The following is a 23805-nucleotide window of genomic DNA, read 5'->3' as shown; positions in this document are numbered from 1 at the left end:
GACGTCGACTGATGGATAAATATTTGGAACGTTCCAATTTTGTCAAGTGACATTTGCAGTCCCATTATCGATTTGTTCATTTCCCTTGAGAATTCAGCGCCGTTCTCGATCGTAATCTCAACCGGAAAATTGGAACGATCTAAATTCCAATCACTCGGCTGGCTTGTTTGTCAGGATCAGTGAACCCATGCCGAGTGATGTCAACGAGGTGGGAAAGGACAGCCCTGGCCTTCTGGACGAGCAGTCCGCGCATCGGTTAACCGGATCGTCGATCTTATGGAGAGCATCCTTTCGGCCGGGCGCCTCGACACCGGCAAAATCGATATCGGCTACGACGCCTGCGCCTTGAGATCATTGATAAGAACCTGTTGCGAGCGGCAGTCTTCGATCGCCAGGACGCACAGCTTTGTATTGGAGATCGACAGGCTACCTGAGTTCATCGATGCCGATCCGCGCACTTTGGCGCAGGTCTTTACCAACCTGCTGTCCAATGCCGTCAAATACGCGCTCGGAACCTCCGAAATTCGCGTCACGGCATGGGAGGAGACGGGAAACGTCACAGTCTCGGTCAGCGATGACGGCGTGGGGATCGATCCCGAAGACGTGCCCCGGCTGTTCCAGCGTTATTTTCGTGCGGGAACGTCGACTGGAATTGCCGGCACCGGCATCGGCCTCAATCTGGTGAAGCAGATCGTCGAACTGTACCACGGCTCGATCGAGGTTCGAAGCGCACGAGGGTGCGGATCGACCTTTAGCGTAACCCTTCCCACCGAGCGAACCGGTAACGCTTCTGCGAGCGGTGACGCTGCCTGTTAATTCAGGATTGCTGTCCTGCATATCTACCCTATCCTTCTCAATAGAGGAGGATCATGCCATGGCTTTCATTCACACCCCCAATGCATCCGCCAGCGAGAAGACGACGTCGATGTATGCGTCGGCCGAGGCGAATTATGGTTATCTGCCGAACATGTACCGTGCCTTCGGTCACCGGCCGGAGGTGATGGAGAACTGGGCAGCGCTGCTTTCGAGCATTCGCGGCCATATGAGCCTCAGGCGCTATGAGTTGGTGACGCTGGCGGCGGCCAAGGAGCTGAAATCCTCCTATTGCATGCTGGCGCACGGCTCGGTGCTGTTGCGCGAGGGCTTTACCAGCGACGGGCTGACGGCCGTTGTCAACGAGACGGAGAAAGCGCCGATCGATGCCGGCGAACGGGCGATCATGGCCTTTGCCGCCAAGGTGGCGCGCGACGCGACGTCGGTCACCCAGCAGGATATAGACGGGCTGAAGAAACACGGGCTGAGCGATGCCGAGGTCTTCGACATCACGGCCGCGGCAGCGGCCCGGTGTTTCTTCTCGAAAATGCTGGATGCGCTCGGCGCCGCGCCCGATCACGCCTATATCGAGCGGCTGGAGCCCAATATCAGAAAGGCGCTCAGCGTGGGCCGGGAAGTCGAGCGGCCGCTGGCGCCGTCACCGTCGCGTGGCACATCGCAATGAGAGAGTGAGTCCCTACTCTTGTGGCCCCTATTATTCCGGTTTGTCCTCAAAATGCCGGATCGCAAACTCGGCGAGATTCTGACTCGACCGATCGGCATCGTCGAGCAGCGAGGGAAACAACTGCCACTGATGCGGCATGCCTGGCCAGATCTCGGTGGTGACGTCCACCCCCGCCTGGCGCGCCTTGTCGGCGAGCCGCAACGTGTCATCCAGCAGGACTTCGCCGGAACCGACCTGTAGCAGCAGCGGCGGAAAGCCGGTCATATCGGCATAAAGCGGCGATGCCTGGGGATCGGTCGGCGACCGGTTGCCGAGATAGGCCTTGCGTAAGGCCCCGATCCAGTCTTTGCCGACCAGCGGATCGCTGTCGGCATTCGATGTCATCGATCCGCCCGTCGCGGCAAGATCGGTGATGGGGCTGAGCGCAATGACCGCCGCCGGCAGCGCCTTTCCGGCCTGCATCTGCCGGAGCACGGTTTCGATCGCGATATTGCCGCCGGCGCCGTCTCCCGCGATGACGATATTGTCATTGCGATAACCATTGTCGAGAAGCCAGCGATAGGCCGTCAGCGCGTCGTTGATCTGCGCGGGATAGGTATATTCGGGCATCAGCCGATAATCGACAAGAAGCACATCGCTGGATGCGGCCTTGGCGAGCGAGCCGGCAAGCAGGCTATGCGTGCGGATGGAGCCGCTGGAGAAGCCGCCGCCGTGAATATAGAGGATCATCCTTTGGCCGATCGGGTGATGTAGCCGGGCCGGCCACATCAGCTCGGCATCGACGCCGTCCGCATCGACCTGCCGGACCTGGATGCGGGTCGGCCCCGGCGTCGTTTCCATCAGCGCCCGAAAGGCTGTCCGCCGCTGCTGCAAGCCGTCGGCGCCGGCAAAATGATCCTTCCAGAGGCCGACGAGCTTTTCGACCTGCTCGCGTGAGGCCTGGCTTTGCGGTCCAATGTCCTTGCCGGCCGCCGCCGAAGCCAGCAGCATCAGCGCGGCCAATGTGGGCAACAGACCGCTGAGCCGCTTTGAAGCTCTTCGATTACCAGTTGGCAAAATTCGACCGTTCATCAACCTCTCCCGATGATGCTGGCCATGGCGGCCATGGCAGCATCATTGGCCAGTTCACGCGCAGGAGTCAAAAGGCTGAGGGATGCGAATCCTCACCTTTTTTACTCGGCTCTCATCGCGTCGATGACTGCCCTGAAGCCCGCCGACATGTGGCGTCGGCTCGGATAGTAGAGATAGAGCGGCTCCTCCGGCTGGCACCAGTCTTCCAACACCTGGATCAGTTCGCCATTGGCGATCGCCTTTTCCACGCGCGGTTCCCAGATATAGGCAAGACCGACACCGCCGAGCGCTGCCTGCATCATCAGTTCGTGATCGTCGAGCGACAGCGGTCCCGTCGGCTGAAAGCTCACCGCCTGGCCATCCTTCTCGAACTCCCAGGCATAGCGTGCACCTGACGGAAACATGTTCTGGATACAGAGATGGCGCTTGAGATCGTGCGGCGTCGCCGGCTTCGGCCGGGCCTCGAAATAGGCGGGCGAAGCGACGACGACCAAGCGGATGCGCGGCTTGATGCGCAGTGCGATCATGCCCTCGGTGAGGCGCTCACCGAAGCGGATGCCGGCATCGAAACCCTCCTCGACAATATCGACCAGCCTGTCTGTCGCGTTGATCTCCAACTGCAAATTGGGATTGCGTTGGAGCAACGGAGCAATGACGCGGCCGATGACGAAGGGGCCGATCGAATTCGGCACATTGATCCTCACCTTGCCGAAGGGCGTGTCGCGATATCGGTTCAACGCATCGAGCGCTGCTGCCATCTCGCCAAAGGCCGGGTCGAGATGCGAGATCAGCAGTTCGCCGGCCTCGGTCAGCGAGACGCTGCGCGTCGTACGGTTGAGCAGGCGAATGCCGATACGGTCTTCAAGGTTGAGCACGGCATGGCTGACTGCCGAAGCGGTGACACCCCTCTCCTCGCCGGCCTTGCGAAAACTCTTTTGCCGGGCAACGGCCGCAAAAGCCGCGAGTTCGGAAAGTTCGGTGGCACGCATTGCTGAATTTTGCTCATCATAGTTTCAAGAATAACAAATCTTATACAGCAACGGATTTTCGGTCAAATTCAACCCCGTCAGCACAGAGATGCGACGCCGAGACAAGCAAATAGTCCCCGAAAGGAATTCGTCATGAAAGTCTGGTTCATCACTGGTGCATCCCGCGGCTTCGGCGCGCTGATGACCAAGGAAGCCCTTGCATCAGGCGATGCCGTTATCGCCACCGCCCGCAACCCGAAGACCGTGACCGAGCAGTTCGGCGATCATCCGAATCTGCTTACCGTCGCACTCGATGTCACCAACGAGGCGCAGGCGAAAGACGCTGCGGCTACCGGCATCGCCCGCTTCGGCCGCATCGATGTTCTCGCCAACAATGCCGGCTACGGCCTGCTCGGCGCCGTCGAGGAAGCCACGGCCGAAGAGATCGAAAAGCTCTATGCCACTAATGTCTTCGGCCTGCTGAAGGTGACGCGCGCCGTGTTGCCTTATATGCGCCGCCAGCGTTCCGGCCATATTCTGAACTTCTCTTCGATCGGCGGTTACTTCGGCTATCCCGGCTGGGGCGTCTACGGCTCGACGAAATTCGCCGTCGAAGGCCTGTCCGAATCGATGGCCGCCGAACTCGAACCTTTCGGCATCACGGTGACGATCGTCGAGCCCGGCTTCTTCCGCACGGACTTCCTCGCCGATACGTCGCTGGCGGTGAGCCCGACCTCCATCGCCGATTACGAAGGCACGCCGGCCGGCAACATGCGCAATTTCGCCGCCGACGCCAATCATGCCCAGCCCGGCAATCCCGCCAAGCTCGCCGCCGGCATCATGAAGATGGTCAATTCAGCCAACCCGCCGCTGCGCATGCCGTTCGGCAGCGACACGGTGGCTGTGATCGAGGAGCAGCATGCCAGCGTCGAAAAGGAGCTTGCCGTCTGGCGTGAACTTGCCCTCTCCACGGATTTTTCGAGCGATGCAAAAGCCTCGGCCTGAGAGCCAAGGCCGGTACCGCCGCCGCATCCCGGATGTAAGGGTGCGGCGGCACTGTCGTTACGGCGGGACAGAGCGCCTTGCGGCATATTGGCATTCGCCTCACGCCGCGGATGGCCTAGATCTAAGGCAGACACCACCGTGAAGAGGCAAATCCATGTCCATCAAGACCATTTGCATTTATGGCGCCGGTGCCCTTGGCGGCGCCATCGCCGCCAAGCTCGCAAGCCGGGCCGATGACTACATCACTGTTTCCGTCGTCGCACGCGGGGCACATCTCGACGCCATCCGCAGCAACGGCCTCAGCCTGCGCGAAGCCGATGCGGAAACGCCGCTCAACGTGCGGCTGACCGCAACCGACGATCCCAAGACATTGCCGCCGCAAGATCTGGTCATCACCGGCCTCAAGGGCCATCAGTTGGCGCCCGCCGCCGCGGGTATCGCAGGCCTGCTGAAACAGGGCACCCGCGTCATAATGACCCTCAACGGCATTCCCTGGTGGTATTTCCATCGCGATACCAGGAGCGGGCATGCGGAGCTGCAATTCGATGAGCTCGATCCCAGCGGCAGGCTTTGGCGGCTGGTTGGCCCCGAGCGCGTGATTGGCTGCGTCGCCTATCAAGGCGCCGAAGTGGTCAATCCGGGTGAGATCCAGCTTTCCCACAAAGGACGCTTCGTGCTCGGCGAGCCGTCCGGCGAAATGTCTGTCGATCTGGAGGCCATAGCGGCGGTGCTGACCGGCGCCGATCTCGGCATTACGACCACTCCCGATATCCGAAGCGAAATCTGGAGCAAGTTGATGGGCAACGCTGCCTTCAACCCGATCAGCGCCCTGACACGGGCGCTGATGACAGACATCATGACGGATCCGGCGCTCATGGACATGGTGGGCAAAGTTATGAAGGAAGTGCTTGCCGTCGGCGATGCGCTCGGCGCGCATTTCAGCATGACAGTCGAGCAACGGCTGGAACAATCGCGCAATATTGGCGGCGTTCGGACATCGATGCTGCAGGACCTGATCGGCGGCAAGGCGCTCGAAATCACGCCGCTGGTCGGCATGCTGGTGGCGCTTGGACGCCTGACTGCAGTACCGACGCCGGTATCGGAGACGATCCTGGCGCTGGTGACGCAGCTGGATCGGGAAAACCGACGCGGCAGCTGATGGCGAAAAAAATGCGGCCGGGAAAAATCCGGCCGCCTCGCTTATCTTCCGACCTGCTCGGCCCAGTTCGGCGCCTTGCCGCCGCCGTCGAGGAAGGTCATTGCCACATTCGCCATGAGCGGCGAGGCGAAGGTCTCGTAGTGGGTGAGATCGGGCAGGATTGCCAGCCGGTTCTTCGACATGTTCTCCCGCATCCAACCGGCATCGCGCAGGCCGCCGCCGAGCTTGTGGTAGAAGTCAATCATATGCTCGGGACGGATCATGTCGGCATCGCCGTAGATCAGCATCACCGGCATGGTAAGCTTGGCGACCGCATCGCTATAGTCCTTGGGTTCGCGCATCAGCGCGCCCATGGCGTCGAGCAGTTTCGGAAATTCGGAAACGTCGGGCGCCACCGCCTTATAGGAGAGGAACATCGGCGAGTCCTTCATCATCTCGGCCATGCCGGCGCCGACGGCCGCCTGCTGCGGCAGCATCTCCGGGAAAAAGCCGTCCTGCGCATAGGGCGCCGAGAGGATCACCAGACGGCGCACCTGGTCGGGCGCGTTGGCCGCCATGTTCAGCGCCACCCCGCCACCGAAGGAATAGCCGAAGACGTCGAGCTTGTCGTAGCCGAGCTGCTTCACCAGGATTGCGAGATCGGCACCGATTGCCGCAAGGTCGATCGGCCGTTTGCCGAGCGGCGTGCGGCCATGTCCCTGCAGATCGACGGCGATCACCTGCCGGTGGTCGGCGAAAACAGGCATGACGGGCGCGAACATTTCGATCTGCCCGAGACCACCGTGAAGCAGCAGCAGCGGTTCGCCCTCGCCGCGGATCTCATAGTAATAATCGATGCCATTGACCGGCAGACTTCCCTTTTTGACGATCGGCGCTACTGCCTTCTCCTCGACAACGGGTACTTCACCGCCGGCGCTCGACATATCAGGGGCGGCCAGGAATGCGGCAGCCGTTGCGACCATCGAAATCAACGTCATCTTCGTCATGTCCTTGCTCCATGTTTGCGTCGATACCGCAAGGACGGCAGGGATCATGCTTTTCCGACACCGCGCTTAGAGATTTGTCGATTGAGGCTTCAAGACTGATTTCCAACTTTTCCTTAACCGGCATGCTGGTAAAATCTTCGCAGAGACTTCAGATGAACGAGACAGATGCCGAAACCGAATTTCCGCTTCACCCATTACGATATCAAGGAACAACGCGCCGGAACAATCGTCGAGGTGTCGTTGAATGCGGTGAACAATGTCCGCTTGATGACGGCGCCGAATTTCCAGCGCTTCACCGAGGTTCTCGATTTCAAATATATCGGCGGCGTGGCGCGTAAATCGCCGATCAAGATCGCCGTTCCAGAAAGCGGCCACTGGCATGTCGTCGTCGATATGGAAGGCCATCACGGGCTGGCGGATTCGTCCGTCAAGGTGATCGCCGGGCCTGGCAATCAGAAGACGCCGCGCGCTTCCTGAGCTTTACAGCACCGCGTCTCTACTCCGACGCGGTAGTGCTAAGCGCAGACGCGCTCTATAGACCCATCCAATCGAGCTGATCTTTGATCACGATCAATGAATCAAGCTGCCATGTCGATCACAATTCACCCGTTGCGAGCCGTAGCCGCCCAGAGCGCGAACCCATGCAAATCAGCTTAGCTTCCACGACCAGAGCGCTGGTGGAAACATCAAACCATGATCTTCATCACCTAGGAAGTGGTCCATGACTTCGAATCTGATCGGTCGTATCACCAATATCATTGATCCTGGCGATGCGCTCGGTGAAGTACTTTTCGGATTGATTATGGCGCTGACGTGGACGGTCGGTTCGAGGCTGGTTTTTGAAAAGGAAGGCTTAAATGTCCACGATCTGATCGTCGCAACGATCGGCTGCAACGTCGCTTGGGGGATTATTGACGCCGTCTTGTTCTTCCTCGGTACGACGTTTTACAAAAGCAGGCGGCTGCGCCTTTTTCGGCAAATCAAAACCGCCAGAAGCGAATCTGCGGCGCTGACGGTGCTCGCGAACGAATTCCCGATTGCAGAGGCACCGTTCTCGGCAAGGGGCGCCGACGCGGACGCACTCTATCGATCACTCCTGACGCTCGCATGCCGGGCCGATCCTGTGAAGGTGTCCCTACCGAAAGCTGATCTGTTTGCCGCAATCGCGGTCTTCGTTCTGGTCTCGGCCACGGCCATTCCCGCAGTGATCCCTTTCCTTCTCATCGACAGTGCGCACCTTGCGCTGAGAACCAGCAACCTGTTTCTCATCATGCTGCTGTTTGTGACGGGCTATGCGTGGGCGAGGTTTTCAGGAGGCAGGCCTTTTTATGCAGGGATGACGATGACTTGTCTCGGCTTGCTTCTGGTTGCAATAGCGATCGCGCTTGGCGGCTGAGCCCCGTTCACCAACCGAACAGGCCCAGACGCGTCAGCGCGGCTTGCGCTCCTTGCGAAGCTTGTCCCACCATTCCAGCCGCTTGCGGATTTCGCGCTCGAAACCGCGCTCCGGCGGATCGTAGAAGGTCTGGCGGCCCATCTTCTCCGGGAAATAATCCTGGCCGGAAAAGGCGTCCGGCTCGTCGTGGTCGTAGCGGTAACCGTCGCCGTAACCTTCGCCCTTCATCAGCTTGGTCGGCGCATTGAGGATATGCTTCGGCGGCAGCAGCGAGCCGTTCTGCTTGGCGGCTTGGCTTGCCGCCTTGAAGGCGGTGTAGACGGCATTCGATTTCGGCGCGGTGGCGAGATAGACGCAGGCCTGGGCCAGCGCCAGTTCGCCCTCGGGGGAACCGAGATACTCATAAGCATCCTTGGCGGCGTTGCAGATCACCAGCGCCTGCGGATCGGCAAGACCGATATCCTCCACTGCCATGCGTACCAACCGCCGGCCGAGATAGAGCGGATCCTCGCCGGCATCGAACATGCGGGCGAGATAATAGAGCGCGGCATCCGGGTCGGAGCCGCGCACGGATTTATGCAGCGCCGAGATCAGATTGTAATGGCCGTCCTGCGCCTTGTCGTAGACCGGGGCGCGGCGCTGGACGATTCGCGTCAGGCCTTCGGTGTCGAAGCTTTCACCCTCGCGCGCGGCGCGCCAAACCTCTTCGGCGAGCGTCAGCACCGCGCGACCGTCGCCGTCTGCCATGCGGATCAGGCTGACGCGAGCCTCCTCCGTCAGCGGCAGCGGCTTCTGCTCGATCGTCTCGGCGCGCTTCAGCAACTCCTCCAGGCTCTCCTCGTCATGCGACTTGAAGGTCAGCACGCGCGCGCGCGACAGCAATGCGGCGTTGAGTTCGAAGGACGGGTTTTCGGTGGTGGCGCCTACGAGGATGACGGTGCCGTCCTCCATGACCGGCAGAAAACTGTCCTGCTGGGCGCGGTTGAAGCGGTGGATCTCGTCGACGAAGAGCAGCGTCTGACGGCCATCCATACGCCGCAGGCGAGCGGTCTCGAACACCTTCTTCAGATCGGCGACGCCGGAAAAGATCGCCGATATCTGCTCGAAAGCCAAACCCGCCTCGCCCGAAAGCAGCCGCGCCACCGTCGTCTTGCCGGTGCCGGGCGGGCCCCAGAAGATCATCGAGCCGAGCGAACCGCTTTCGATCATTCTTTTCAGCACGCCGTCTTCACCGGTCAGATGCTCCTGACCGGTGACATCGGCAAGCGTCTTCGGCCGCAGCCGGTCGGCAAGCGGCCGCCTGGCGGCCACCTCCTCCGGAACACGCGGCGCGAAGAGATCATTGCTCATCGGAAGAACTGCCGGATGCGCTGACCGTCGCGCTCGATCTCCACCCGCCAGAGGCCGGGGTCGCTATCGGCGATTTCGGACAGTTCGCTGGTCGACTTCACGTCCGTGCCGTTGATCGAGACGATGATATCCTTCGGCTCGAAACCGAGACGGGCGGCAGGCGAATCCTCCTTCACCTCGGATACGACGACTCCTGCCGATTCCGACGGCATGCGCAGTTCGTCGGCGACCCGCGGCGACAGGTTCTCGACGACAGCGCCGCTAAACGGGGTGCGCCCGCCAATGGTGCGCTGGTCGCGCGGCGAGGTTTCCGGAGCGCGGTCGAGCGTCAGCGGCAGCTGCTGCTCGCGGCCGTTCTCGACGACGGTCAGTTTGACCGACTTGCCAAGACCGGCCGTCGTCAGCCGGTAAAGCAGCGCATCAGGATGTTCGACGGAAATACCGTCGACAGCGGTGACGATTTGGCCGGCCTTCAGCCCGGCCTTGGCGGCCGGCCCGCCTTCCGAAACCTTGACGACGAGCGCGCCGCGCGCTTTGTTTAGCCCCAGCGCCTCGGCGACTTCCGAGGTCACGGCATCGAAACTCGCGCCGACATAGGGCCGCTCGAAAGATTTGACGCCGGCATCTGCCGAGGTGAGGAAGACCTTGACGAGATTGGCGGGAATGGCAAAGCCGATGCCGTTCGAGCCGCCGCCGCGCGAGAAGATCGCCGTGTTGATGCCGATCAGTTCGCCTTTCATATTCATCAAGGCGCCGCCGGAATTGCCGGGATTGATCGAAGCATCGGTCTGGATGAAGAAGCCGAACTCGTTCCTGACGACCTGGTTGCGCGCAAGTGCGGAGACGATGCCGCTGGTCACCGTCTGGCCGACGCCGAAGGGGTTGCCGATTGCCAGCACGAGATCGCCGACCTCAACGGCATCGGAATTGCCGATCGGCAATGTCGGAAAACTTTCCTTGGTGTCGATCTTCAGCACGGCAAGATCGACACGGTCGTCGCGCAGCACCACCGTGCAGGGGAATTCGCGGCCGTCCGGCAGCGCAACCTTGATGTCGTCGGCGCCTTCGACGACGTGATTGTTGGTCACGACGGTGCCGTTCGCCTCGACGATGACGCCGGAGCCGAGCGATGACTGCTTCTCGGAACGGTTCGGCATCTGCTGGCCGAAAAACTGCTCGAAGAAGGGATCGCCGGCAAAGGGCGACTGCCGCCGGACGGTCTTTTCCGCATAGACATTGACGACGGCGCCCGACGTTTGTTTGACGAGCGGCGCGAAGGAGAGCTGCATCTGCATCTGGCTTTCGGGCACGGTCTTTGCCGTCTGCGCATCAGCCGCGGCCGGCAGAACGAGCATGAGAGCGAACAGCGAGACGGAGACGCGCTTGAACAGGCCTTGCATGGGTATCCCTTTTGAATCCTCGTGTGGAACGTTTTAGAGCATGATGCCGAAAAGTGTGAGCGGTTTTCGGACGACATCATGCTCTAACTACCTAATTGCGAACAAGATTCAGATTTTAGATCGAACCGGCCTAAAATCTGAATCTTGTTCTGTGGCCCGACGCTAGAAAGGAAAGAGGGCGGAAGCATGGAAGAATAAGGCCATGGGACGTCTTGGAAACCGATTGAAGTCATTGCGAACTTGATTCAGGAATTTCGGCCATGCAACTGATATCAAGAGCCAAAAACTGGGCGAAGTCACTGAAGCGTGACATCGTAGCTCTGTGGCTTGCCGCCCGAGACCCTCGCGTGCCTTGGCATGCCAAAGCGGTGGCCGCCGCCGTTGCCGCATACGCCCTGTCGCCCATCGATCTCATCCCAGATTTCATTCCCGTGCTCGGTTATCTCGACGATCTGCTGATCGTGCCGCTCGGCATCATGTTGGCGACCCGGCTCGTTCCGGCTGACGTGATGACTGCGCTTCGAGAGCAGGCGACAAAGCGCCTCGAGCGCCCCTCCAGTCGTCTCGGACTGATCTTCATCCTTGCCGTCTGGCTCGCCTGCATCATCTTCCTGGCTCTGACATTGCGCAAACTGGTTTGACCGGCGACAACAGGGATATTGGAATGATGACGGCAAGAGCGATGACGATAGTCTTTGGCTTTGCGATTTCGATCTTTGCATCGGATATGGCCCAGGCGGCGAGCTTCGACTGCGATGCGAAAGAATTGAAGCCGGACGAAAAGGCGATCTGCGACAACCGCGCGCTCAACGATGCCGACGTGAAGATGGTGACGACCTTCGAGCTGCTTTCCGGTCTGCTGGCGATGGGCTCACGCGGAACATTGCAGGATGAGCAGACAGCCTGGCTGAAAAAACGACAGGAATGCGCGGCGGATGCCGTCTGTATCAAGGCTGCCTATGACGAGCGGCTGAAGCAACTCGGCGAGACCTATAAAAACATCAACCGGCCGCTTTAAAAGCGACCGGTCGGTGGAGTAGCTGACTCTCAATCAGCGGGGAATAGCTTCGACCAGTTAGCGGGCGTTCAGATCCCGCACGGCGCCGCGATCGGCACTTGTCGCGAAGGCGGCATAGGCCTTCAGCGCCGTCGTGACGTTGCGCTTGCGCACTTCGACCGGATGCCAGCCCTTGGCGTCCTGATCGGCACGGCGGACGGCAAGTTCGGTCTCGCTGACGCGCAGGCTGATCGTCCGGTTCGGGATGTCGATGTCGATCATGTCGCCCTCGCGCACCAAGCCGATCGTGCCGCCATTTGCCGCTTCCGGCGAGGCGTGGCCGATCGACAGTCCGGAGGTGCCGCCGGAGAAGCGGCCGTCGGTGATGAGCGCACAGGCCTTGCCGAGGCCCTTCGACTTCAGATAGCTCGTCGGATAGAGCATTTCCTGCATTCCGGGGCCGCCCTTCGGGCCTTCGTAGCGGATGACGACGACATCACCCGCCTTGACCTCGTTGGCGAGGATTGCCTTGACGGAAGCGTCCTGGCTTTCGAAGACGCGGGCCGGGCCGGAGAATTTCAGGATCGATTCATCGACGCCTGCCGTCTTGACGATGCAGCCGTCAATCGCAAGGTTGCCCTTGAGTACGGCAAGACCACCATCCTTGGAGAAAGGATGTTCGACCGAGCGGATGACGCCGTTCTCGCGATCGGTGTCGAGTTCGTCCCAGCGGGCTTCCTGGCTGAAGGCGACCTGGGTCGGGATGCCGCCGGGTGCGGCGCGATAGAAGTTGCGCACGGTTTCGCTGTTGGTGCGGGTGATATCCCAGCGGTCGATCGCATCACCCAGCGTCTCGGCATGCACGGTCGGGCAATCGCGATTGAGCAGACCGCCCTTGTCGAGTTCGCCGAGGATCGACATGATGCCGCCGGCGCGGTGCACATCTTCCATATGAACATCGCTCTTGGCGGGTGCGACCTTCGACAGGCACGGCACCCGGCGCGACAGCGCGTCGATATCGGCCATGGTGAAATCAATCTCGCCTTCGTGGGCGGCAGCAAGGATGTGCAGCACCGTGTTGGTCGAGCCGCCCATGGCGATATCGAGCGTCATGGCATTCTCAAAAGCCTGCTTGGAAGCGATGGTGCGCGGCAGCGCCTTGATGTCGTCCTGCTCGTAATAGCGGCGGGCGAGATCGACGATCAGATGGCCGGCCTCGACGAAGAGGCGCTTGCGGTCGGCGTGGGTTGCGAGCGTCGAGCCGTTGCCGGGCAGCGACAGGCCGAGCGCTTCCGTCAGGCAGTTCATCGAATTGGCGGTGAACATGCCGGAGCAGGAGCCGCAGGTCGGACAGGCCGAGCGTTCGATGGTCTGGACGTCCTCGTCGCTGATCTTGTCATCGGCTGCGGCGACCATGGCATCGACGAGGTCGAGCGCGTGCGTCTTGCCGTGCAGCACGACCTTGCCCGCTTCCATCGGGCCGCCGGAGACGAAGACCGTCGGGATGTTGAGGCGCAGCGACGCCATCAGCATGCCGGGAGTGATCTTGTCGCAGTTGGAGATGCAGACCATGGCGTCGGCGCAATGGGCATTGACCATGTATTCGACGCTGTCGGCGATGAGCTCGCGCGAGGGCAGCGAATAGAGCATGCCGTCATGGCCCATGGCGATGCCGTCGTCGACGGCGATCGTGTTGAATTCCTTGGCGACACCGCCGGCCGCCTCGATTTCGCGGGCAACGAGCTGGCCGAGGTCTTTCAGGTGCACGTGACCGGGCACGAACTGGGTGAAGGAATTCACCACCGCGATGATCGGCTTGCCGAAATCCGAATCCTTCATGCCCGTGGCGCGCCAAAGGCCGCGCGCGCCTGCCATGTTGCGGCCGTGGGTCGTGGTTCTGGAACGGTAGGCTGGCATCGGTGTCTTCCTCGACGTGGCGGAGATCATCAGGCGAAGCGGGACGGCATTGAGCCTGCAGCCGGGCAACGCTGCTTTTTGGAATTGTCCTAATCCAATCGGCGGGGGCTGTCACTACCGGCAAGGCCAAATCCGGTACGCTGCCCGGAGAAGCGCCTTGTACGATCGATCATATACGGTCTGGCGCGACATTGGGTTACAACCTATTCCATCACGACCGAACACAAAAAATTGGCTTCCCGTCAGCAATATTCAAGGCTTAGACACTAAAGCGCATCGCGATCTTTCAGATTCGCTCCCCGCACTTTAGGCCTTTGTTTATACGCATGTCGTTATCGCAAAACCGCTGCACACTTTTGCGCGACGTGCTTTAATCCTGTTATGCCGGCGGTTCGCTTAGGGACTATATTCCGAAGATCCGCCCAGGAGGTTTTCGACATGCCAAGCTATCGCCCACCGAAGATCGCGTCGTCCGAGATCACACCACGCCAGATATACCTGCGCCGTCGTGAATTTCTGGGCGCGGCAGCACTTGGGGCCTTTGGGCTCTACAGCACCGGCAAGGCGAGTGCTGCGGCGCTCTCCGCGGTCGAAAGCAAGTACAAGGTCGACGAGAAGCCGACGCCGATCAAGGACGTCACGACCTACAATAATTTCTATGAGTTCGGCCTCGACAAGGCCGATCCAGCCGCGAATTCCGGCGATTTCAAGCCGCTGCCTTGGACAATCAAGGTCGACGGCATGGTCAACAAACCAGGCACTTTCGACCTCGAGGCGCTGATCAAGGAATTTCCGATCGAGGAGCGCACCTATCGCATGCGCTGCGTCGAGGCGTGGTCGATGGTCATTCCCTGGGACGGCTTTCCGTTGGCATCGCTGCTCGACAAGGTAGAGCCGCTCGGCAGCGCCAAATACGTCGCCTTCGAAACCGTGGTGCGGCCAGACGAGATGCCGGGACAAAAGGGCTTCTTCCAGTCGCTCGACTGGCCCTATGTCGAGGGTCTGCGCCTCGACGAGGCGCGTCATCCGCTGACGTTGCTGGCCGTCGGGCTTTATGGCGAAACGCTGCCGAACCAGAATGGTGCGCCGGTCCGTCTCGTCGTGCCATGGAAATATGGCTTCAAGGGCATCAAGTCGATCGTCAGGATCACGCTTAGCGACCAGCAGCCGAAGAACACCTGGCAGGTCACCAATGCGCAGGAATACGGCTTCTACGCCAACGTCAACCCCGCAGTCGACCACCCGCGCTGGAGCCAGGCGAGCGAGCGGCGCATCGGCGAAAGCGGCTTCTTCGGCGCGAGCCGCCACCCCACCCTGCCCTTCAACGGTTATGCCGACGACGTGGCGAGCCTTTATGCCGGCATGGATCTGAAAGCGAATTTCTGATGGCGGAACTATCGCTTGCCATTCCCAAGCGCTGGCAGCCCGCCTCCGTCTGGCTGCTTTACGCCATCGGGCTTTTGCCGGCGGCCTGGACCTTCTATCTCGGAGCGACCGATCAGCTCGGCGCCGATCCGGTCAAGACCTTCGAGCTTTTCCTCGGCATCTGGACGATCCGTTTCCTGATCGCAACGCTTGCCGTCTCCCCTGCCCGCGAGCTCTTCGGCTGGAACTATCTGCGTTATCGCCGCGCGCTGGGCCTGCTGACCTTCTACTATGCGCTGATGCATTTCACCGTCTACATGGTGCTCGACCAGGCGATGGATATCCATGCCGTCATCAACGACGTGCTGAAGCGTCCCTTCATCATGTTCGGCATGGCCGGCCTTGCGATGCTCATTCCGCTGGCGGTGACATCCAATAATTTCTCGATCCGCCGCCTCGGCAAGAATTGGATCTGGCTGCACCGCCTGGTCATTATCATCGCCGCCTGCGGAGCGCTGCACTTCGCGCTCTCGACCAAGATCCTCGATCTCCAGCAATATATCTATGTCGGGCTGATCATCGCCCTCATCCTCTACCGCTCCTATCGCCCGATCGCGCGCAGCCGGAAGAAAGGCCAGGGGCGAACGCGCAATCGCGCGATGGCGTCGGCTTCGTGAGACGGCAAACTTAAAGGCCGGACCTCATCGCAACCCGCCGGGCGGGATCGAAGGCGCAGGCCGCGGCGATCCCGATTGCATAGGCCAGCATGTTCCAGAGCGAAAATATCCGGCCGAGCAGCAGTGCCCCTGCGGTCGTCAGCCGAAACGCGTCGAGCCAGGGCGTGTGATAGAGCCGGAACAACTCCACTGAGATCGCTATGACCAGCGCTATGACAGCAAGGATGGCCGGCCGTGACCTTGCGACAAAGAGGGCTACGAGCAGATAGACCATCGCTCCCCAGAACGCCGAGCCCCCATATTTGACGACGACGAAGGGCAGATCGACCGCATAGCCGAACCGTCTCAGCGCCAGCCCAAGTGCTATCACCACAAGCAGGGCGGCGAGGCGGAGGAACCGCACTTGAGAGCGAGTCTGAACGATGTCGCGCAATGAGACCTATCCTATATCAGTCAGCCCGTTGGACGGTTGAGGTGGAGATTGCGAATGATCGACGAGCTGCGGTTTGTCTTCGCAGATCAGCGCCCCACTTTCGTCTGCGACCGATGCACAAACAAAAACAGCCGGGCTTTGCGAGCCCGGCTGTTTTGTTTCCGCCGGAGCGGAAGATTTAAGCGGCGACGGCCTGCTCTTCGGCAGCGACGCGGGCCTTGTCGGCTGCGCCCTTGGCGAAGGTGTCGCGATCAACGAATTCGATCACGGCCATGGCGGCATTGTCGCCCTGGCGGAAGCCGGCCTTCATGATGCGCAGGTAGCCGCCGTTGCGGGTGGCGTAACGCGTTGCAATCGTATCGAACAGCTTCGAAACGACGGCGGCATCGCGGATCTGCGAAATCGCCTGACGGCGAGCGTGCAGGTCGCCGCGCTTGCCGAGCGTGACGAGCTTCTCGACGATCGGGCGGATTTCCTTGGCCTTCGGCAGGGTCGTGACGATCTGCTCGTGGGTAATCAGCGAAGCGGCCATGTTGGCGAACATCGCCTTGCGGTGGCTTGCAGTTCTATTCAGCTTGCGGCCGGCTTTACCATGGCGCATTGCTATTCTCCTTTAATGCAGGTGCCCTTACGCTAAGTGGGCCTGCCGTTTCCTGGCACATGCAGGCGATCGGCCTGCTGTTTGACGGGGAAAGGCAGCCGAAAGAGCCTGCCTTCTGTTATGTTCTTGCGATCGGCGTGCGGGCGGAAAACCGCTTCACACTTTTCCTCACGCCGCTCAGTATTGGTCTTCGTAACGCTTGGCGAGATCTTCGATGTTCTCGGGCGGCCATGCCGGCACTTCCATGCCGAGGTGCAGGCCCATGGAAGCGAGAACTTCCTTGATTTCGTTCAGCGACTTGCGACCAAAATTCGGCGTGCGGAGCATTTCTGCTTCGGTCTTCTGAATGAGGTCGCCGATATAGACGATGTTGTCGTTCTTCAGGCAGTTTGCCGAACGGACCGACAATTCGAGTTCGTCCACCTTCTTGAGGAGAGCCGGGTTGAAAGCGAGTTCGGTGACTGCTTCCTCTTCGGTTTCCTTCTGCGGCTCGTCGAAGTTGACAAAGACGCCAAGCTGATCCTGGAGGATGCGCGCCGCAAAAGCGACGGCGTCTTCGCCGGTGATCGAGCCATCGGTTTCGATGGTCATGTTCAGCTTGTCGTAGTCGAGAACCTGTCCTTCGCGGGTATTTTCAACCTTGTAGGACACCTTCTTGACCGGCGAATAGAGGCTGTCGACCGGGATGAGACCGATCGGAGCATCTTCCGCACGATTGCGTTCGGCCGGAACGTAGCCCTTGCCGTTGTTGACGGTGAACTCCATGCGGATTTCGGCACCCTCGTCGAGCGTGCAGATGACATGCTCGGGGTTGAGGATTTCGATATCGCCGACCGTCTGGATGTCGCCAGCCGTGACAACACCCGGACCCTGCTTGCGCACGACCATGCGCTTTGCGTCGTCGCCATCCATCTTGATGGCGATTTCCTTGATGTTGAGCACGATGTCCGTCACGTCTTCGCGGACGCCCGGAATCGAAGAGAATTCATGCAGCACGCCATCGATCTGCACCGCCGTGACGGCAGCGCCGCGCAGCGAGGAGAGCAGAACGCGGCGAAGCGCATTGCCGAGGGTGAGGCCGAAGCCGCGCTCCAGCGGTTCGGCAACAAGCGTCGCCCTGGTGCGCGAGCTCGAGGAGAACTCCACCTTGTTCGGCTTGATCAGTTCCTGCCAGTTCTTCTGAATCATGAGTTTGCCTTCCGTTCGTTGCCACCATCCAATCGTGGCAACCGAGCTTGAAAACCACCGGGAGCGCCAAGGCGCTCACCAGTGACGAGAGCGATGATCAGACGCGGCGCTTCTTGCGCGGACGGCAGCCATTGTGCGGGATCGGGGTCACGTCGCGGATGGACGTGATCATGAAACCAGCAGCCTGGAGCGCGCGCAGAGCCGATTCGCGACCCGAACCCGGACCACAAACTTCGACTTCCAGCGACTTCATGCCGTGCTCCTGAGCCTTCTTGGCGCAGTCTTCGGCAGCCATCTGGGCAGCGAACGGGGTCGACTTGCGCGAGCCCTTGAAGCCCTTGGCGCCAGCCGAAGACCAAGCAATCGCGTTGCCCTGGGCATCGGTGATGGTGATCATCGTGTTGTTGAAGGTCGAGTTGACGTGAGCGACACCCGACGAGATATTCTTGCGTTCACGACGGCGAACGCGGACGGCTTCCTTAGCCATGGTATTCCTTTCGTTGATCTCTTCGCCGCCGTAATGCCAGCGGCTACACCGGAACGGCGCCTATACGGTCCCGCTCCAAACTCAAAAGAGGCCGGCGCAGACCGCCAGCCTCCCTACTCCGGTTTCCCGGAAATTACTTCTTCTTACCAGCGATTGCCTTTGCCGGGCCCTTGCGGGTACGGGCATTGGTGTGCGTGCGCTGACCGCGGACCGGAAGGCCGCGGCGATGACGCAGGCCGCGGTAGCAGCCGAGGTCCATCAGGCGCTTGATGTTCATCGAGGTTTCGCGACGAAGATCGCCTTCGACCTGATAGTCGCGGTCGATGGCTTCGCGGATCTGAAGGACTTCGGCGTCCGTCAGCTGATGCACACGACGTTCAGCCGGGATACCGACCTTCTCGACGATTTCCTGTGCGAATTTCGTACCGATCCCGTGAATGTAGGTCAGCGCAATAACAACGCGCTTCGCAGTCGGGATGTTGACGCCAGCGATACGTGCCACGCCTGTTCTCCTTGCATTCCAGTTGCCATCCGGCAAGTGGGCTTCGTTATGCGGTCTTTAGAACCGCTCGTTCAGATTTACGTCCGCAACATGTCAAAACGACCGCACCCGGACTTCCCTGGGAAATCCGCGCCGATCGCATGGAATGTCGCGAGTTGGCGCGGTGTTTAGCGGAATCACTGCTGAAAAGCAACCGTTCCGCCAAGTTTATTTTCAAAGCCTTAAAGCTTCGAAAGAATGTTTTCGACCTCGGCCGTCACCTGATCGATCTCTGCCATGCCGTCCACGGTCTTGAGTTTGCCTTTGGCATGGTAATAGCCGATCAGCGGCGAGGTTTCCTTGTAGTAGACCTGCAGCCGAGCCGTCATGGTCTCCGGGTTGTCATCAGGACGGCGCTTGAAGTGCGTGGAACCGCACTTGTCGCACACGCCTTCGGCAGCCGGAACCTTATCGGTATCGTGATAGACGCTGCCGCACTGTGCGCAGGAGTAGCGACCGGCGACGCGACGGACCAGCTCGTCATCGTCGACACGGAATTCGATAACGACGGACAGGCCGAGACCCTTTGCCTTCAGCATCGCTTCCGTGGCGTCTGCCTGGACGAGCGTCCTGGGGAAACCGTCGAGAATGAAGCCGTTGGCGCAATCGGGTTGATCGATACGCTCGGAGACGATGGCGATAACGATCTCATCCGAGACAAGTTTGCCGGCGTCCATGACTGCCTTGGCGCGCTTGCCGACATCCGTGCCGGCGTTAACCGCTGCACGCAGCATGTCCCCCGTGGAAAGCTGCGGAATGCCGTGCTTTTCCACGATCCGCTGGGCCTGGGTTCCCTTACCCGCGCCCGGCGGCCCCAAAAGGATAAGTCTCATCGCCCCCTCTTTCCTCCACGCAACTTCGATTTCTTGATCAGGCCTTCGTATTGCTGCGCGATCAGGTGACCCTGGATCTGTGCAACCGTATCAAGAGTTACGCTAACCACGATCAAAAGCGAAGTCCCACCAAGGGATAACGGGATGCCGGTTTGCGACACCAAGATCTCCGGAAGGATGCAGACGAAGACGAGATAGATTGCGCCGATCATCGTGATTCGGGTCAGCACATAGTCGATATATTCGGCCGTACGCTCGCCCGGGCGGATGCCGGGAATGAAGCCGCCATGCTTCTTCAGATTGTCGGCCGTGTCCTTCGGATTGAAGACGATGGCCGTATAGAAGAAGGCGAAGAAGGCGATCAGCGCCGCATAGAGCACCATGTAAAGCGGTCGGCCATGGCCGAGGGCCGCGACGATCGATGTCGCCCAGCCAGGCATCCCCGACGTGCTGGCAAAGCCCGCAACCGTTGCCGGCAGCAGCAGCAGCGACGAGGCGAAGATCGCCGGAATGACGCCCGACGTGTTGAGCTTCAGCGGCAGGTGCGAGGTATCGCCCTGGAACATCCGGTTGCCGACCTGGCGCTTCGGATACTGAATCAAGAGCCGGCGCTGGGCACGCTCGACGAAGACGATGACGCCGATGACGCCGATCGCGACGATGATGACCAGCAGGATGAGGAAGGTCGACAATGCGCCGGTGCGGCCAAGTTCGAGCGTGCTGGCAAGAGCCGTCGGAAGACCGGCGGCGATGCCGGCGAAGATGATCAGCGAGATGCCGTTGCCGATGCCACGCGAGGTGATCTGCTCGCCGAGCCACATCAGGAACATCGTGCCGCCGAGCAGCGTCAGAACGGTGGAAACACGGAAGAACCAGCCCGGATCGACAACGAGGCCCTGGCCGCTCTCAAGGCCGGCGGCGATGCCGTAGGCCTGGAGCGCACCGAGGATGACCGTGCCATAACGGGTATACTGGTTGATGATCTTACGGCCCTGCTCGCCCTCCTTCTTGAGGTTTTCCAGCGCCGGCACGACCGATGTCATGAGCTGCACGATGATCGAAGCAGAGATATAGGGCATGATGCCGAGCGCGAAGATCGCCATGCGCTGAACAGCGCCGCCCGAAAACATGTTGAAGAGGCCGAGAATGCCGCCTGACTGACCGCGGAAAGCCTGGGCATAGGCTTCGGGATTGAGACCCGGAAGCGGAATATGGGTGCCGAGCCTGTAGACGAGGAGAGCTGCCAGTGTGAACCACAAGCGCTTCTTCAAATCCTCGGCTTTGGCAAAGGTCGAAAAATTGAGGTTGGATGCCAATTGTTCCGCTGCAGAAGCCATGCGATTCTCCGCGCTACCAATTCCGGCGTCTCTAGGGGATAGGCCGGCCCCGGAATCAGTATGAAAATTATTCAAAACCGGGTTCAGAACGGATTGCAGCGCAACCCCATGCCTCACCCTTGTTTTAGTCTTACCGGCATGACGCGGGCGCGCCAGCCAAGTTTTTGTGAGGCCCACATATGGGAGCAAAATCGCCCGGTGTGAAGCACCCCGGGCGAGATATCATCAGATTATTATTCGGCTGCAGCCGGAGCCGAAAGCTGCGTCACGGTGCCGCCGGCCTTTTCGATCTTCTCGACGGCAGGCTTGGAGGCGCCTGCAACGACGATGGTGATTTTGGCCTTCAGCTCGCCGTCGGCGAGAACGCGAACGCCGTCCTTAGGGCGGCGGATGACGCCGGCCGCCTTGAGGGCAGCTGCGTCAACGGTCGCCTTGGCATCCAGCTTGCCGGCGTCGATCGCCGCCTGGATCCGGCCGAGCGACACAACAACAAAATCGGAAGCGAAAATGTTGTTGAAGCCGCGCTTCGGCAGGCGACGATAGATCGGCATCTGGCCGCCTTCGAAGCCGTTGATGGCGACGCCCGAACGGGACTTCTGACCCTTCACGCCGCGACCAGCCGTCTTGCCGGAACCCGAACCGATACCGCGGCCGAGGCGCTTGCGGCTGTGGGTCGAGCCTTCGTTGTCTTTAATTTCATTGAGTTTCATGAGCGTTTCCTCCGTCTCACTTCTCGTCGACGACGCGAACGAGATGCTGGACAGCACGGATCATGCCACGAACGGAAGGAGTATCCTCCAGCGTGCGGCGACGGTGCATCTTGTTCAGTCCGAGACCGATCAGCGTGCGCTGCTGGACATCCGGACGGCGAATCGGGCTGCCGATCTGTTCGATCGTGACAGTCTTCGCTTCAGCCTTCTTAGTAGCCTTGGCCATCTGTCAAACTCCTCTTATTCTTCAGAGGCGTTGCCGGAGGCGCTACGACGAGCCTGCAGCGTTGCATACTTGATGCCGCGCTGAGCTGCGATGTCCTTCGGGTGAACCTGGTGCTTCAGAGCGTCGAAGGTGGCGCGAACCATGTTGTAGGGGTTCGACGAACCGGTCGACTTGGCGACGACGTCATGCATGCCGAGCGTTTCGAATACGGCGCGCATCGGACCGCCGGCGATGATGCCGGTACCGACCTTGGCCGAGCGCAGCAGAACCTTGCCGGCGCCGTGGCGGCCATGAACGTCGTGATGCAGCGTACGGCCGTCACGCAGCGGTACGAAGATCAGTTCGCGCTTGGCGGCTTCGGTTGCCTTGCGGATGGCTTCCGGCACTTCACGTGCCTTGCCATGGCCGAAGCCGACGCGGCCCTTCTGGTCGCCGACGACGACGAGTGCTGCAAAACCAAAACGACGGCCGCCCTTGACGACCTTGGCAACGCGGTTGATCGCGACCAGCTTGTCGACGAATTCGCTGTCGCGCTCGTCACGGCTCTGGCGGTCTTCCCGCTGCGGCCTTCTTTCCTGTGCCATTGTCCTCTTCCTTTTTCTTTTCCGGGTGCAATCGGCAAATAAATGTGGACCGCGTCAGCCTCCCCTATCGGAGAGTGCTTGCGGTCCGGCGAAAATCCGGCCGGCGCTATAAGCGTCCGGCCGGAAACTGATCAGAAGGTGAGACCGCCTTCGCGGGCTGCATCGGCGAGAGCCTTGATGCGGCCGTGGAAGATGAAGGCGCCACGGTCGAACACGACTTCCGTAACACCGGCCTTGGAGGCGCGCTCCGCAACGAGCTTGCCGACAACGGCAGCGGCGGCGGTATCGGCACCGGTCTTCAGAGAACCGCGCAGATCCTTTTCGAGGGTGGAGGCAGACGCAAGCGTCTTGCCGGCCACATCATCGATGACCTGGGCGTAGATGTTCTTCGAGGAGCGATGAACCGACAGGCGCGGACGGCCATTGGCCACCGACTTGATATGACGGCGCACGCGGTTGGCACGACGTGCAAGTGCTTCTTTCCTGCTAGCCATTTCGCGTGATCCTTACTTCTTCTTGCCTTCTTTGCGGACGATCCGCTCGTCAGCGTACTTGACGCCCTTGCCCTTGTAGGGCTCAGGACCGCGATATTCGCGGATTTCAGCGGCGACCTGACCGACCTGCTGCTTATTGATGCCAGAGACAACAATTTCAGTCGGCTTCGGAACGACGATCGTGATGCCGACCGGCGGCTCATAGATCACGTCATGGCTGAAACCGAGAGCCAGCTGCAGGTTCTTGCCCTGCAGGGAGGCGCGGTAACCGACGCCGTTGATTTCGAGCTTGCGCTCAAAGCCGTCCGTGACACCCTTGAAGATGCCTTCGATCATCGTGCGGGACATGCCCCACTTTGAACGTGCATCCTTGCTCTGGTTCACCGGCGTCACGACGACCGCGTTGTTTTCGAGCTTGAGGCTGATTTCGTCATTAGCAACGAAAAACAGCTCGCCCTTCGGGCCCTTTGCAGTGACCTTCTGGCCATCGACCGTAGCCGTGATCCCAGCAGGTACCTGAACGGGCTTCTTACCGATACGAGACATGTTTCAATCCTGTCTGTTCGCTATGGAGATCCCTGC

General features: G+C 60.4%; 27 protein-coding genes and 1 pseudogene. 10 read left to right on the top strand and 18 right to left on the bottom strand.

The features are described 5' to 3' along the window. Positions 1-243: 243 nt before the first annotated feature. Both HJB84_RS15210 and HJB84_RS15205 read left to right on the top strand, forming a co-directional pair. Positions 244-816, top strand: a pseudogene (locus HJB84_RS15210) (sensor histidine kinase); the annotation flags it as partial. A gap of 58 nt (positions 817-874) precedes the next feature. Beyond that, positions 875-1498, top strand: a complete 624-nt coding sequence (locus HJB84_RS15205) for a carboxymuconolactone decarboxylase family protein (RefSeq protein WP_221116278.1) — start codon at positions 875-877, stop codon at positions 1496-1498. A 30-nt stretch (positions 1499-1528) separates the two neighbouring features. Here the strand turns inward: HJB84_RS15205 and HJB84_RS15200 are convergent, their stop codons facing one another. Continuing rightward, positions 1529-2500 (bottom strand): alpha/beta hydrolase, encoded by a 972-nt coding sequence (locus HJB84_RS15200; protein WP_207584293.1) that lies wholly within the window; start codon positions 2498-2500, stop codon positions 1529-1531. 170 nt (positions 2501-2670) lie between these two features. Further along, positions 2671-3558, bottom strand: a complete 888-nt coding sequence (locus HJB84_RS15195) for a LysR family transcriptional regulator (RefSeq protein ID WP_221116277.1) — start codon at positions 3556-3558, stop codon at positions 2671-2673. A 132-nt stretch (positions 3559-3690) separates the two neighbouring features. On the opposite strand from HJB84_RS15195, the gene HJB84_RS15190 reads away from it, so the two are divergent. Further along, a complete protein-coding gene (locus HJB84_RS15190) occupies positions 3691-4542 on the top strand; it encodes an oxidoreductase (RefSeq protein ID WP_221116276.1) in 852 nt (283 codons plus the stop codon). A 154-nt stretch (positions 4543-4696) separates the two neighbouring features. Next, positions 4697-5701 (top strand): ketopantoate reductase family protein, encoded by a 1005-nt coding sequence (locus tag HJB84_RS15185; RefSeq protein ID WP_207583859.1) that lies wholly within the window; start codon positions 4697-4699, stop codon positions 5699-5701. Positions 5702-5742: 41 nt separating this feature from the next. Here HJB84_RS15185 and HJB84_RS15180 read toward each other — a convergent pair whose 3' ends face one another. Then, positions 5743-6735, bottom strand: a complete 993-nt coding sequence (locus HJB84_RS15180) for an alpha/beta fold hydrolase (RefSeq protein ID WP_207583858.1) — start codon at positions 6733-6735, stop codon at positions 5743-5745. Between the two features lie 117 nt (positions 6736-6852). Between HJB84_RS15180 and HJB84_RS15175 the strand changes: the two genes are divergently transcribed. Beyond that, a complete protein-coding gene (locus HJB84_RS15175; protein WP_207583857.1) occupies positions 6853-7164 on the top strand; it encodes a DUF1883 domain-containing protein in 312 nt (103 codons plus the stop codon). A gap of 244 nt (positions 7165-7408) precedes the next feature. Beyond that, positions 7409-8083, top strand: coding sequence for a VIT1/CCC1 transporter family protein (locus tag HJB84_RS15170; RefSeq protein WP_207583856.1), 675 nt, complete (start codon positions 7409-7411; stop codon positions 8081-8083). Positions 8084-8116: 33 nt separating this feature from the next. Here HJB84_RS15170 and HJB84_RS15165 read toward each other — a convergent pair whose 3' ends face one another. Beyond that, the gene (locus HJB84_RS15165) at positions 8117-9433 is read right to left on the bottom strand and encodes a replication-associated recombination protein A (RefSeq protein WP_221116275.1); all 1317 of its coding nucleotides are present in this window, start codon (positions 9431-9433) and stop codon (positions 8117-8119) included. Next, entirely contained in the window at positions 9430-10833 is a 1404-nt protein-coding gene (locus HJB84_RS15160) for a DegQ family serine endoprotease (RefSeq protein WP_221116274.1), read from the bottom strand. Before HJB84_RS15160 ends, HJB84_RS15165 begins: the two co-directional genes overlap by 4 nt. A 260-nt stretch (positions 10834-11093) precedes the next feature. Between HJB84_RS15160 and HJB84_RS15155 the strand changes: the two genes are divergently transcribed. Then, a complete protein-coding gene (locus HJB84_RS15155) occupies positions 11094-11474 on the top strand; it encodes a YkvA family protein (protein ID WP_207583853.1) in 381 nt (126 codons plus the stop codon). Between the two features lie 23 nt (positions 11475-11497). Beyond that, on the top strand, positions 11498-11851 hold the full coding sequence (locus HJB84_RS15150) for a lysozyme inhibitor LprI family protein (protein WP_207583852.1): 354 nt from the start codon (positions 11498-11500) through the stop codon (positions 11849-11851). Between the two features lie 57 nt (positions 11852-11908). Here the strand turns inward: HJB84_RS15150 and ilvD are convergent, their stop codons facing one another. Beyond that, a complete protein-coding gene (ilvD, locus tag HJB84_RS15145; RefSeq protein ID WP_207583851.1) occupies positions 11909-13747 on the bottom strand; it encodes a dihydroxy-acid dehydratase in 1839 nt (612 codons plus the stop codon). 438 nt (positions 13748-14185) lie between these two features. On the opposite strand from ilvD, the gene msrP reads away from it, so the two are divergent. Continuing rightward, positions 14186-15133, top strand: a complete 948-nt coding sequence (gene msrP / locus HJB84_RS15140; RefSeq protein WP_207583850.1) for a protein-methionine-sulfoxide reductase catalytic subunit MsrP — start codon at positions 14186-14188, stop codon at positions 15131-15133. After that, complete coding sequence (msrQ, locus tag HJB84_RS15135; protein WP_207583849.1) at positions 15133-15789, top strand: protein-methionine-sulfoxide reductase heme-binding subunit MsrQ; 657 nt, start codon at positions 15133-15135, stop codon at positions 15787-15789. Before msrP ends, msrQ begins: the two co-directional genes overlap by 1 nt. A gap of 10 nt (positions 15790-15799) precedes the next feature. On the opposite strand, the gene HJB84_RS15130 is transcribed toward msrQ, so the two are convergent. The 12 genes from HJB84_RS15130 to rplF form a co-directional block, all read right to left on the bottom strand. Beyond that, positions 15800-16222: a DUF2809 domain-containing protein gene (locus HJB84_RS15130; protein WP_207583848.1), complete on the bottom strand. Its 423-nt coding sequence runs from the start codon at positions 16220-16222 to the stop codon at positions 15800-15802. A 178-nt stretch (positions 16223-16400) separates the two neighbouring features. Continuing rightward, positions 16401-16823 carry a 50S ribosomal protein L17 gene (gene rplQ / locus HJB84_RS15125; RefSeq protein WP_007626063.1) on the bottom strand — a complete coding sequence of 141 codons (423 nt, stop codon included), beginning with the start codon at positions 16821-16823 and terminating at the stop codon, positions 16401-16403. A gap of 177 nt (positions 16824-17000) precedes the next feature. Then, positions 17001-18011 (bottom strand): DNA-directed RNA polymerase subunit alpha, encoded by a 1011-nt coding sequence (locus tag HJB84_RS15120; RefSeq protein ID WP_003547579.1) that lies wholly within the window; start codon positions 18009-18011, stop codon positions 17001-17003. A gap of 97 nt (positions 18012-18108) precedes the next feature. Next, positions 18109-18498 (bottom strand): 30S ribosomal protein S11, encoded by a 390-nt coding sequence (gene rpsK / locus HJB84_RS15115; protein ID WP_007626065.1) that lies wholly within the window; start codon positions 18496-18498, stop codon positions 18109-18111. Between the two features lie 133 nt (positions 18499-18631). Continuing rightward, positions 18632-19000, bottom strand: coding sequence for a 30S ribosomal protein S13 (rpsM, locus tag HJB84_RS15110; protein ID WP_007626066.1), 369 nt, complete (start codon positions 18998-19000; stop codon positions 18632-18634). A gap of 221 nt (positions 19001-19221) precedes the next feature. Next, the gene (locus tag HJB84_RS15105) at positions 19222-19872 is read right to left on the bottom strand and encodes an adenylate kinase (protein WP_207583847.1); all 651 of its coding nucleotides are present in this window, start codon (positions 19870-19872) and stop codon (positions 19222-19224) included. After that, positions 19869-21209, bottom strand: coding sequence for a preprotein translocase subunit SecY (gene secY, locus HJB84_RS15100; protein ID WP_207583846.1), 1341 nt, complete (start codon positions 21207-21209; stop codon positions 19869-19871). Before secY ends, HJB84_RS15105 begins: the two co-directional genes overlap by 4 nt. A 233-nt stretch (positions 21210-21442) precedes the next feature. Next, on the bottom strand, positions 21443-21919 hold the full coding sequence (gene rplO, locus HJB84_RS15095; RefSeq protein WP_007626070.1) for a 50S ribosomal protein L15: 477 nt from the start codon (positions 21917-21919) through the stop codon (positions 21443-21445). Positions 21920-21935: 16 nt separating this feature from the next. After that, positions 21936-22145 carry a 50S ribosomal protein L30 gene (gene rpmD / locus HJB84_RS15090; RefSeq protein WP_003547566.1) on the bottom strand — a complete coding sequence of 70 codons (210 nt, stop codon included), beginning with the start codon at positions 22143-22145 and terminating at the stop codon, positions 21936-21938. A 14-nt stretch (positions 22146-22159) separates the two neighbouring features. Next, complete coding sequence (gene rpsE / locus HJB84_RS15085) at positions 22160-22729, bottom strand: 30S ribosomal protein S5 (RefSeq protein WP_007626073.1); 570 nt, start codon at positions 22727-22729, stop codon at positions 22160-22162. A gap of 131 nt (positions 22730-22860) precedes the next feature. Then, entirely contained in the window at positions 22861-23223 is a 363-nt protein-coding gene (gene rplR / locus HJB84_RS15080; RefSeq protein ID WP_007626075.1) for a 50S ribosomal protein L18, read from the bottom strand. 12 nt (positions 23224-23235) lie between these two features. Next, complete coding sequence (rplF, locus tag HJB84_RS15075; RefSeq protein ID WP_007626076.1) at positions 23236-23769, bottom strand: 50S ribosomal protein L6; 534 nt, start codon at positions 23767-23769, stop codon at positions 23236-23238. Positions 23770-23805 lie beyond the last annotated feature (36 nt).

This window comes from Rhizobium sp. NZLR1b (assembly GCF_019685155.1).
Lineage (GTDB): Bacteria > Pseudomonadota > Alphaproteobacteria > Rhizobiales > Rhizobiaceae > Rhizobium.
This window is presented reverse-complemented; position numbering and strand designations above follow the sequence as displayed.

Bases quoted from the DNA above. Each gene is read 5' to 3' on its own strand.
- HJB84_RS15205 (WP_221116278.1), top strand. From the start codon at position 875: ATGGCTTTCATTCACACCCCCAATGCATCCGCCAGCGAGAAGACGACG.
- HJB84_RS15195 (WP_221116277.1), bottom strand. From the start codon at position 3,558: ATGCGTGCCACCGAACTTTCCGAACTCGCGGCTTTTGCGGCCGTTGCC.
- HJB84_RS15190 (WP_221116276.1), top strand. From the start codon at position 3,691: ATGAAAGTCTGGTTCATCACTGGTGCATCCCGCGGCTTCGGCGCGCTG.
- HJB84_RS15185 (WP_207583859.1), top strand. From the start codon at position 4,697: ATGTCCATCAAGACCATTTGCATTTATGGCGCCGGTGCCCTTGGCGGC.
- HJB84_RS15180 (WP_207583858.1), bottom strand. From the start codon at position 6,735: ATGATCCCTGCCGTCCTTGCGGTATCGACGCAAACATGGAGCAAGGAC.
- HJB84_RS15175 (WP_207583857.1), top strand. From the start codon at position 6,853: ATGCCGAAACCGAATTTCCGCTTCACCCATTACGATATCAAGGAACAA.
- HJB84_RS15170 (WP_207583856.1), top strand. From the start codon at position 7,409: ATGACTTCGAATCTGATCGGTCGTATCACCAATATCATTGATCCTGGC.
- HJB84_RS15165 (WP_221116275.1), bottom strand. From the start codon at position 9,433: ATGAGCAATGATCTCTTCGCGCCGCGTGTTCCGGAGGAGGTGGCCGCC.
- HJB84_RS15160 (WP_221116274.1), bottom strand. From the start codon at position 10,833: ATGCAAGGCCTGTTCAAGCGCGTCTCCGTCTCGCTGTTCGCTCTCATG.
- HJB84_RS15155 (WP_207583853.1), top strand. From the start codon at position 11,094: ATGCAACTGATATCAAGAGCCAAAAACTGGGCGAAGTCACTGAAGCGT.
- HJB84_RS15150 (WP_207583852.1), top strand. From the start codon at position 11,498: ATGATGACGGCAAGAGCGATGACGATAGTCTTTGGCTTTGCGATTTCG.
- ilvD (WP_207583851.1), bottom strand. From the start codon at position 13,747: ATGCCAGCCTACCGTTCCAGAACCACGACCCACGGCCGCAACATGGCA.
- msrP (WP_207583850.1), top strand. From the start codon at position 14,186: ATGCCAAGCTATCGCCCACCGAAGATCGCGTCGTCCGAGATCACACCA.
- msrQ (WP_207583849.1), top strand. From the start codon at position 15,133: ATGGCGGAACTATCGCTTGCCATTCCCAAGCGCTGGCAGCCCGCCTCC.
- rplQ (WP_007626063.1), bottom strand. From the start codon at position 16,823: ATGCGCCATGGTAAAGCCGGCCGCAAGCTGAATAGAACTGCAAGCCAC.
- HJB84_RS15120 (WP_003547579.1), bottom strand. From the start codon at position 18,011: ATGATTCAGAAGAACTGGCAGGAACTGATCAAGCCGAACAAGGTGGAG.
- rpsK (WP_007626065.1), bottom strand. From the start codon at position 18,498: ATGGCTAAGGAAGCCGTCCGCGTTCGCCGTCGTGAACGCAAGAATATC.
- HJB84_RS15105 (WP_207583847.1), bottom strand. From the start codon at position 19,872: ATGAGACTTATCCTTTTGGGGCCGCCGGGCGCGGGTAAGGGAACCCAG.
- secY (WP_207583846.1), bottom strand. From the start codon at position 21,209: ATGGCTTCTGCAGCGGAACAATTGGCATCCAACCTCAATTTTTCGACC.
- rplO (WP_007626070.1), bottom strand. From the start codon at position 21,919: ATGAAACTCAATGAAATTAAAGACAACGAAGGCTCGACCCACAGCCGC.
- rpmD (WP_003547566.1), bottom strand. From the start codon at position 22,145: ATGGCCAAGGCTACTAAGAAGGCTGAAGCGAAGACTGTCACGATCGAA.
- rpsE (WP_007626073.1), bottom strand. From the start codon at position 22,729: ATGGCACAGGAAAGAAGGCCGCAGCGGGAAGACCGCCAGAGCCGTGAC.
- rplR (WP_007626075.1), bottom strand. From the start codon at position 23,223: ATGGCTAGCAGGAAAGAAGCACTTGCACGTCGTGCCAACCGCGTGCGC.
- rplF (WP_007626076.1), bottom strand. From the start codon at position 23,769: ATGTCTCGTATCGGTAAGAAGCCCGTTCAGGTACCTGCTGGGATCACG.